General features: G+C 58.0%; 9 protein-coding genes. 6 read left to right on the top strand and 3 right to left on the bottom strand.

Annotation, left to right across the window (positions count from 1 at the left end; all coding sequences use genetic code 11):
• Positions 1–205: 205 nt before the first annotated feature.
• The 6 genes from msrB (at position 206) to CH74_RS19735 (ending at position 5,811) form a co-directional block, all read left to right on the top strand.
• Positions 206–607, top strand: coding sequence for a peptide-methionine (R)-S-oxide reductase MsrB (gene msrB, locus CH74_RS16830; RefSeq protein ID WP_048308704.1), 402 nt, complete (start codon positions 206–208; stop codon positions 605–607).
• 79 nt (positions 608–686) lie between these two features.
• On the top strand, positions 687–1,625 hold the full coding sequence (gene ylqF / locus CH74_RS16825; protein ID WP_048308703.1) for a ribosome biogenesis GTPase YlqF: 939 nt from the start codon (positions 687–689) through the stop codon (positions 1,623–1,625).
• 97 nt (positions 1,626–1,722) lie between these two features.
• Entirely contained in the window at positions 1,723–2,991 is a 1,269-nt protein-coding gene (locus CH74_RS16820) for a pyridoxal phosphate-dependent aminotransferase (RefSeq protein ID WP_048308702.1), read from the top strand.
• A 115-nt stretch (positions 2,992–3,106) separates the two neighbouring features.
• Positions 3,107–4,009, top strand: coding sequence for a protease HtpX (gene htpX / locus CH74_RS16815; RefSeq protein ID WP_048308701.1), 903 nt, complete (start codon positions 3,107–3,109; stop codon positions 4,007–4,009).
• Between the two features lie 192 nt (positions 4,010–4,201).
• A complete protein-coding gene (locus CH74_RS19740) occupies positions 4,202–5,206 on the top strand; it encodes a BCCT family transporter (protein ID WP_253273109.1) in 1,005 nt (334 codons plus the stop codon).
• Positions 5,203–5,811: a BCCT family transporter gene (locus CH74_RS19735; protein ID WP_253273108.1), complete on the top strand. Its 609-nt coding sequence runs from the start codon at positions 5,203–5,205 to the stop codon at positions 5,809–5,811. The genes CH74_RS19740 and CH74_RS19735 overlap by 4 nt, the downstream gene beginning before the upstream one ends.
• A gap of 68 nt (positions 5,812–5,879) precedes the next feature.
• On the opposite strand, the gene CH74_RS16805 is transcribed toward CH74_RS19735, so the two are convergent.
• From CH74_RS16805 to CH74_RS19095, 3 genes are read right to left on the bottom strand one after another with little or no spacing between them, the layout of a single operon-like run.
• Complete coding sequence (locus tag CH74_RS16805; RefSeq protein WP_048308700.1) at positions 5,880–6,335, bottom strand: universal stress protein; 456 nt, start codon at positions 6,333–6,335, stop codon at positions 5,880–5,882.
• Positions 6,335–7,447: a Na+/H+ antiporter NhaC family protein gene (locus tag CH74_RS19100; protein ID WP_216594797.1), complete on the bottom strand. Its 1,113-nt coding sequence runs from the start codon at positions 7,445–7,447 to the stop codon at positions 6,335–6,337. The genes CH74_RS16805 and CH74_RS19100 overlap by 1 nt, the downstream gene beginning before the upstream one ends.
• Positions 7,444–8,316 carry a hypothetical protein gene (locus CH74_RS19095; RefSeq protein WP_216594796.1) on the bottom strand — a complete coding sequence of 291 codons (873 nt, stop codon included), beginning with the start codon at positions 8,314–8,316 and terminating at the stop codon, positions 7,444–7,446. Before CH74_RS19095 ends, CH74_RS19100 begins: the two co-directional genes overlap by 4 nt.
• Positions 8,317–8,792: the final 476 nt, after the last annotated feature.

The following is an 8,792-nucleotide window of genomic DNA, read 5'->3' as shown; positions in this document are numbered from 1 at the left end:
TCGAACCCCTGTTACCGCCGTGAAAGGGCGGTGTCCTGGACCACTAGACGAATGGGACGCAGTGCCTTGCCTCGTCGAGGTGGCGCGTATATTAATTAGCCCGGTGTTGGGTGTCAAGCACCTGCGGCTTTGAAAAATGAGAGTGGAAAGTTATCCGCTTCTCGTTGTCTCATGGCATGCAAGCAAACAGGAAATTGGAGCTTCCATGAGTGACAAGATTCAAAAAAGCGATGAGCAGTGGCGCGAACAACTCACCCCAGAGCAGTATCGCGTGACTCGCGAGAAAGGCACCGAGCCCCCTTTCAGCGGCGATCATCAGGTGGGTGACGAGCAAGGCATCTATCACTGCGTGTGCTGTGGCGCGGCGCTATTCGAAAACGAGCGCAAGTTCGAAGCGGGCTGCGGCTGGCCGAGCTTCGATCGGCCTTTGGCGGAGGCGGCGGTAGACGAACATTACGACGACTCCCATGCCATGCGCCGCATCGAGGTCGTGTGTTCGCGCTGCGACGCTCACCTGGGTCATGTCTTCCCGGATGGCCCTAAAGAGACTACCGGGCTGCGTTACTGCATCAATTCCGTCTCCCTGGATTTTCATCCCGGCGAATAGACTCACCGGTCAATCACACCTGGGCGCCGATCTGCTAAGATGGCGCCCAGTTTACTATGCACTACGCAAGGGTTTATCGATGCTCGGCTGGTACCCAGGACACATGAACAAGGCGCGCCGCCAGATCAAGGAAGCGCTGCCGGAAATCGATGTGGTGCTTGAAGTGCTCGATGCCCGCCTGCCCTACTCCAGCGCCAACCCCATGCTGGCGGAACTCACCGAGCACAAGCCAGTGCTGAAGATCCTTTCCCGCGCCGATCTAGCCGATCCTGAGCGTACAGACGAGTGGGTCGCCCACTTCGACGCCCAGGAAGCCACTCGCGCCCTGGCGGTGACTACCACCAACGCTCGGGAACTCAAGCGCATTCCCAAACTGTGCCATGAACTGGCCGGCAGGGTACGTGCGGATCGGGATGTGCGGGTCATGGTCATGGGCATTCCCAACGTGGGTAAGTCGACGCTGATCAATGGCCTGGCGGGGCGCAAGATTGCCAAGACCGGCAATGAACCCGCGGTCACCAAGCGCCAGCAGAAGATTCGCATCGAAGGCCGTATTGCCCTGATCGATACCCCCGGCGTGCTGTGGCCCAAGATCGAGAATCAGGCTAGCGCTTATCGCCTGGCGGCGAGCGGTGCGATTCGCGATACCGCCATCGACTATCTCGATGTGGCGATGATCACTGCCGCAGAACTTGCCAAACGCTACCCGAAGGCGTTGACCGAACGCTTCAAACTTAAGGAACTCCCCGCCTACACGCCAGATTCAAACGCCTCGCAGGTGGACGTCGACGGCCCTTATCGTCCCGATCTGCTGGCTCTGGCGGGCTTCGATGGCCAAGCCATCGTCAAGGAGATTGCCAGCAAGCGCGGCGGTTTACGCTCCGGCGGCGAGGTCGATCTGCATCGCGGCGCCGAGGTACTGCTGCACGAGTTGCGCGACGGCAAGCTGGGTCGTCTGACCCTGGAAACCCCTGATGATATTCCTGCACCGGGATTGGATGAGGCGTTAGCGGAATAGGCCCAGGCTCAGGCGCTATTGAGGCTTTGGCGACACCGTCGTATCGCGTATGCTGAGCGTGCCCTGCTCATACGTACAAGTCGTCAACGGAACCCTCATGTCTACTCTTAGTCAAGCGCCCTCTGCTCAAGCGTCTTCTGGACATCCGCCTCTCAGGAAATCCCACAAGCTAGACAATGTCTGCTACGACATTCGCGGCCCGGTGCTCGAACATGCCAAGCAGCTCGAGGACGAGGGTCAGCGCATTCTCAAGCTGAACATCGGCAACCCGGCCCCGTTCGGCTTCGAAGCGCCGGAAGAGATTCTTCAGGACGTAATGCGCAATCTGTCCACCGCCCAGGGCTACTGCGATTCCAAGGGGCTTTACTCGGCGCGCAAGGCGATCATGCAGGAGTGCCAGCGCAAGGATATTCCTGGAGTCACCGTCGAGGATATCTACGTCGGCAACGGGGTATCGGAGCTGATCGTGATGGCCATGCAGGCCTTGCTCAACGATGGAGACGAAGTCTTGATTCCTGCGCCGGACTATCCCCTCTGGACCGCCGCAGCCAACCTTTCCGGCGGCCGCGCGGTGCACTATTTATGCGATGAGCAGGCGGATTGGGCGCCAGATATTGCCGATATTCGCGATAAAGTCACCAGCCATACTCGTGCCCTGGTATTGATCAACCCGAACAACCCCACCGGCGCCGTCTACCCACCGGAGGTAGTCAAAGAGCTGCTTGCGATCGCCCGAGAGCATCATCTAGTGGTGTTCTCCGATGAAATCTACGACAAGATTCTTTATGACGACGTGGAGCACGTTTCCACTGGCGCGCTGGCAGATGACGATCAACTGGTGGTCACCCTCAATGGTCTGTCAAAGAGCTACCGCTGTGCCGGCTTTCGCTCCGGCTGGATGATCTTCTCCGGCAACGCTGCCAAGAAGCAGGCCCAGGACTTCATCCAAGGGGTCAACATGCTAGCCTCGATGCGCCTATGCGCAAACGTACCGGCCCAGCACGCCATCCAGACGGCCCTTGGCGGCTATCAGTCCATCAACGATTTGGTTCTGCCTGGTGGCCGCCTACGCGCTCAGCGGGACATCACCCACGAAAAGCTCAACGCCATCCCCGGGGTGTCCTGCGTCAAGGCCAAGGGGGCCTTGTACGCTTTTCCGCGGCTCGACCCCAAGGTATTCAACATTCAAGACGATGAAAAACTGGTGCTCGATCTTTTGCTTCAGGAGAAAATCCTGTTGGTACAAGGTACCGCCTTCAACTGGCCGAGTCCGGATCACGTGCGCATCGTCACCCTGCCCTGGGCGGATCAGCTCGAGGATGCGCTGGATCGTTTTGCGCGCTTTCTTTCCCGTTATCGTCAATGAGTTTGCTTGTCGATACTTGAAACTCAAGCCCGCGGGACGCATCTAAACAGCCTAATAACGAAAAATATGTCACGTTTTACACGACCTAATTACTGATAAATGAGGGCAGCAATCCATGATGCGCATCATTCTGTTTCTGGCTACCAACCTTGCGGTGGTGCTGGTGGCCAGTGTCACCCTGCGCCTGCTCGGCGTCGAGCCTTACCTGAACGCCAACGGGCTGAACATGAACAGCCTGCTGATATTCTGTTTTGTGTTCGGCATGGCAGGTTCCCTGGTATCGCTGTTTATCTCCAAATGGATGGCCAAGAAGAGCACCGGTACCCAGGTGATCGGTACGCCAAGCAATGAAACGGAGAAATGGCTTCTCGATACTGTTGGTGAGCTTGCCCAGCAGGCAGGCGTCAAGATGCCGGAAGTCGGTATTTTCCCGGCTCAGCAGTCCAATGCCTTCGCGACGGGTTGGAACAAGAACGACGCCCTGGTCGCGGTCTCCGCGGGTCTGCTCAATCGCATGCGCCCAGAAGAAGTGCGGGCGGTGCTGGCGCATGAGATCGGCCACGTGGCCAATGGCGACATGGTGACCCTGGCGCTGATTCAGGGTGTGCTCAACACCTTTGTCATGTTCTTCGCCCGGGTGGTTGCGCAGCTGCTGGATAGCTTCCTGCGTCGGGACGACAGCGGCGGCGGATTGGGTTTCATGGGCTATTTCGCGGTGGTCATCGTCGCCGAGATCGTCTTTGGTCTGATTGCCTCGGTGATCGTTGCCTGGTTCTCACGCTTTCGTGAATATCGCGCCGATGCGGCAGGCGCCAAGTTTGCCGGCAGCGGCGCGATGATCAATGCCCTGGCCCGGCTCAAGACCGAAACCCAGATGCCGGATCAGATGCCGGAGACCCTGACCGCCTTTGCCATCACCACCGGTCAGACCCGCAAGATCATGGAAAAGCTGTTCGCCAGCCATCCGCCCCTGGATGAGCGCATTCGTGCCTTGAAGGAATCCGCTTATCGAGAATAGGCGGCGCTGAATCGGCAAACCCGACTCCGGCCTTCGCGCCGGAGTTTTTTGTGAAAAACGTAAATACAAACAGAAAGAAATGGTCGTGGGACATTTCGAGCACGCCATCTATTACGCTCTGACATTCGACGTTTTGCGTATCTACTTCTACGGTTACTACTAGAAGAATGATAAGCAAAAGGGAATTTATAGATGGAAAAGCTTGCACGAAAACTCCGCCTAGAAACCGATCCGGTCATTTTCTTCGTCTCGGCAGCCATCATGGTGGTGTTTCTCATCACCTTGCTTCTGATTCCCGACACCATCGAGCAGGCCTTTGGAGCTGGACGCACCTGGATCGTGACCAATCTCGGCTGGTTTTTCATCTTCGGTGTCACCACCTGGGTGATTTTTCTGCTGTGGGTGGCGATAAGCCGCTATGGCACCATTCGTTTAGGCGGCAATGACGCCAAGCCGGACTACGGCAACATTTCCTGGTTCACCATGCTGTTTGCCGGCGGCATCGGTACCGTCTTGATGTTCTGGGGCGTGGCGGAGCCGATCTCGCATTTCTCCAACCCGCCCCACCCCGAAGTCGAACCTTTCACCGTGGCAGCCGCGGACGATGCCATCGGTTTCGCGATTTACCATCTGGGCTTGCATACCTGGGCGATTTTCACCCTGCCTGGGCTGGCCTTTGCTTATTTCATTTATCGCTATGATCTGCCCATGCGCTACAGCTCGGTGTTTTACCCGCTGATCGGCGATCGTATCTACGGGCCGCTGGGCAAGACGCTGGATGTCTTTGCCGTGCTCGGCACCCTGTTCGGCGTCGCGGTTTCCATCGGCTTGGGCACCCAGCAGATCAACGCCGGTTTGACCGAGCTCATGGGCATTCCCAATGCGGTCACTCCCAAGGTGATCATCATCGCCGTCCTGACCACCGTTGCCGTGGGCTCTATCGTGGCCGGGCTGGATTCCGGGGTAAAACTGCTGTCCAACATCAATATCGGCATGGCGGTTGGCCTGATGTTTTTCGTACTGTTCACCGGCTCCACGGTGTTCTTGCTGAGGGCGACCATCGAGACCCTTGGCCTGTATATCTACAACATCGTGCCCATGGCCTTCTGGAACGACACTTTGGCCCAGTACACCCACGAGGAAGGCGGCTGGGGCTGGCAAGCAACTGGACCGTCTTCTACTGGGCTTGGACCGTGACCTGGTCGCCCTTCATCGGCATCTTCGTCGCCCGCATCTCCCGAGGGCGCACCATTCGCGAGTTCGTGCTCGGGGTGCTGTTCGCCCCTTCGATCTTCACTCTGGTCTGGTTCTCGATTTTTGGCTGGTCGGCGATGGAGATCGACGGCATCGGCGCGGACGCTCGGGCCGCCTTGGGTGATCAGGCCGGTGCGCTTTCAGCGGCGGTAGCAGACAGCGTACCCCTGGCGATGTTCGCCTTTTTCGAGCACTTCCCCTTCGCCACCATCATCAAAGGGCTGGCGGTCGTGATCGTGGCGATCTTCTTCGCCACCTCCTCGGACTCGGCTTCCCTGGTGGTCGACATGCTGTGCACCGGCACTCCGGAGCCCGGTCCGGTGCATCAACGCTTGTTCTGGGGGATTTCCGAAGGGGTGCTGGCCGCCATGCTGATCGTACTCGCTGGCGAAACCGGCCTGCTCGCCTTGCAGCAGGTGATCACGGTCATCGGTCTGCCGATCTTCATTCTGGCATTCGTCATGATGATCGCGCTGTTTCGCGGCTTGCAAAGCGAGCATATCAATAAGGTCAGCGTGGGAGAGCCGCCCAGGGCGGAGGATTTGTAGCCGCCCAAGGAACCACCATATAAATGCCTACTCAACAAATGGCAGTGAATAACGCTTCTAGAACATGCTCAGGGCCGCACGATATACACCGAACATTTGGCGTGACGCATGATTCGCTCCGCGCTGGTGCCCAGTAGAAATGATCGCAGGGACGGACTATAACCGCTCATCACGATCAGCTGGGCCCTGATCCGCGACGCTACCTCGAGAACGCATCGATCGACGTGACCCGTGGCAACCGTTCTTGCCACGTGTAAGTCGTCGGGGAAGTGCTCCTCGATGAAAACCTCCATTTCCTGCTCCATCGCCTTTTTCATTTTCTTGTTGTATTCGTCCAGCGCCAGCACGTCTTCGCCGTAATCGGGCCCAGAGGGCAATCCCAAACTACTTTTGAGCTTCGGTATCACGGTCACCAGATGCAGCGTGGCGCCGCGGGTGCGTGTCAGCTCGATGGCGACCGGAAGTACCGGCTGCCATGAGCTTTTATGATTCAGCGCAACCGGACACAGAATATTTCCCGACATTATCGTTCTCCTCCCGGATCAGCCGCTAACGCCGCCGCGCCACTATCGGATTTCTCGTCGACACGTTGACCTAAAAAACGCAGGCCGGCAAAAAGCACGGCGGCACCGACAATGAGTATCAACCACCAAGGGATGCCGAAGCCTGCCGCAATGAGACCGAGTACTGCCACGCCACCGACGGTTACGGCGTAGGGGATCTGAGTGCGAACATGATCGATATGGTCACACTTGGAAGCCAGAGATGAGAGAATGGTGGTGTCAGAAATCGGCGAGCAGTGATCACCCCATACTGCGCCGGCCAGGACAGCCGACACGCTTGCGTACATGAGATACAGATGCTCGCCGTTCTCAGTCAGGCCGTTGATCTCCATGATGCTCCAGGTCAAGGGAATGACCAGCGGCATCATGATACCCATGACGCCCCAGCTCGATCCGGTCGCAAACGCGGTCGCCGCCGACAATACAAAGACGAGCGTTGGCAATAGCGGCGCCGGTAGCGTGCCCCCGAGTATCGACACCAGGTAATCTCCGGTATGCAAGACGTCGTTGACATTCGATAGCGACCAGGCAAGCAACAGGATGATCATTGCCAGCAGCATGGAGCGGACACCCGCGTGCCAGGAGTTGACCACCTCGCCGAGATTCAGGATGCCTTGCACGATCGACATGAGGGAGGCGACGGTAACCGCAAGCAGTGAAGCCCACATCAAGGCGAGAAAAGAATCGCCGCCGCCGATGATCTCCCGCAACGAGGCATCCGGTCCGGCACTCTCCAATCCGGTTATGTAGATCCCGACCAGGGAACCGACCACCAGCACCAAAATCGGGATGACCGCATTGATCGCCCGTTGCGGCTTTTCGGGATTGGGTTCGCGCTCATCACCCTCCTCGGTCGAGTCACCGATGAAGGCGCCTGGCCGGCTGAGCTGCCCTGTATTGCGGGCACGACGCTCCGCCTGCAGCATGGGACCGAAATCACGCCCGCTCCCGGCCACCATGAACACAAAGGTCACTGCCAGCAGCGGGTAAAAGCTGTAGCCGATCGAATTGAGAAAAATCGAGTAGGCACCTTCATCGTAGCCGCGGAGCTGGCCGGTCGCATCACCGATCAAGCCGACCAGGAAGCCGATCCAGGTGGTGATGAAAATACGGTTGCAACCGGCGCGGCGGTCGAGTCGACGATGTAGGCGAGTTTTTCCCGGGACACGCGTAGACGATCGGTGATCGGGCGCATCGTGTTGCCGACGATGAGCGTATTGGCATAATCATCGAAAAATACGGCGAGCCCCAACAGGCCTGTCGACAGCTGGCCGCGTCTTGGCGTACTGGCGAGCTTGATTATCCAATTGACGATGCCGCGGGTGCCGCCGTTCTTCGAGATGATGCCAACGAGCCCGCCGATCATGAAGGAGAAAAGAATGATGGCGACGTGAGACCAGTCGTTCATCACATTCACCATGTACTTGGAAATGGTGTCGAGAAAGCCGTACCAGGTACCGGCAAGCGTCCCGTAGGTCAGCGCGGCACCGATCCAGAGACCGGCAAACAGCGCGGGAATTACCTGGCGGGTTGCGAGTGCCAGCAGGATGGCGAGTACTGCCGGTACGAGCGATAACCAGCCAGCCAGGGTATTCACCTGGGTCTCTGCGATGAGCTCGTCATCTGGACCGAGCACTCGCAGCTCCGCTGGGTCGGTCGTGACGACCACCTCGTCAAACGTTACGCTGCCGTCCGTGACCGTACTCGAGTAGCGCTGGTCACCGCCTAGCAGAACGACGTCGGCACCGTCGGCGAGACGATCACCGATTCCACTCAGGCTTGCCTCGAAGGGAATATCCCGTAGAACCACCTCGGGTAGATCAAGCTCGGCGGATGCAGCGTCTTTCGCATGAACACAAGCAGGGAACAGCAATATGAGCGCAAAAGCACAAGACAGGAGCCAGTAGGCCGGTGTTTCAGGAATCCTGAGCAATATCCTCATGGCCTCTCCCCCAAGTCACGGCGAACCTTATTTATTAAAGTATGTTAAAGCGTAGACCATAAGACGCGAGCGGGGCATGCAACCAAGCGGGAATACTGCCGGATAAGCCATCCAGTCAGCCGCCATATCGAAAGGTTTCGAGCCATGAGAATAGTGGTAAATATCGATGTCCCGGAGCTTGACCAGGCAATAGCATTACTGCCTTGACGAACGCCAGAGCCAGCCGGCTCGCGTCCCAGCAGCAGATGACCATCGCTTTCTAGGCTCATGAACTGCGCATCGGGGATGGTGGCAGCGATCTCCCAGGTCGAGCCAATCGGTATGCGCCGGTCCCCTTTCGAATGAATGACCAGGGTCGGCACACTTACGAGCCCAAGCCGATGACAGACGTCGATATCCCCGAAGGCTAAAAGGAAGCGAGCCGCGTTATCCGGCGAGGTAGTGCGCCGCTGGAAATCATTGAACCAAGCAAACTA

The organism is Halomonas sp. PR-M31 (assembly GCF_001039575.1).
In the GTDB taxonomy this organism is placed as follows: Bacteria; Pseudomonadota; Gammaproteobacteria; order Pseudomonadales; family Halomonadaceae; genus Modicisalibacter.
The sequence above is the reverse complement of the archived record's forward strand: the minus strand, read 5'-3'. Positions and strand labels throughout refer to the sequence as shown.

Bases quoted from the DNA above. Each gene is read 5' to 3' on its own strand.
- CH74_RS16820 (WP_048308702.1), top strand. From the start codon at position 1,723: ATGTCTACTCTTAGTCAAGCGCCCTCTGCTCAAGCGTCTTCTGGACAT.
- msrB (WP_048308704.1), top strand. From the start codon at position 206: ATGAGTGACAAGATTCAAAAAAGCGATGAGCAGTGGCGCGAACAACTC.
- CH74_RS16805 (WP_048308700.1), bottom strand. From the start codon at position 6,335: ATGTCGGGAAATATTCTGTGTCCGGTTGCGCTGAATCATAAAAGCTCA.
- ylqF (WP_048308703.1), top strand. From the start codon at position 687: ATGCTCGGCTGGTACCCAGGACACATGAACAAGGCGCGCCGCCAGATC.
- CH74_RS19740 (WP_253273109.1), top strand. From the start codon at position 4,202: ATGGAAAAGCTTGCACGAAAACTCCGCCTAGAAACCGATCCGGTCATT.
- CH74_RS19095 (WP_216594796.1), bottom strand. From the start codon at position 8,316: ATGAGGATATTGCTCAGGATTCCTGAAACACCGGCCTACTGGCTCCTG.
- htpX (WP_048308701.1), top strand. From the start codon at position 3,107: ATGATGCGCATCATTCTGTTTCTGGCTACCAACCTTGCGGTGGTGCTG.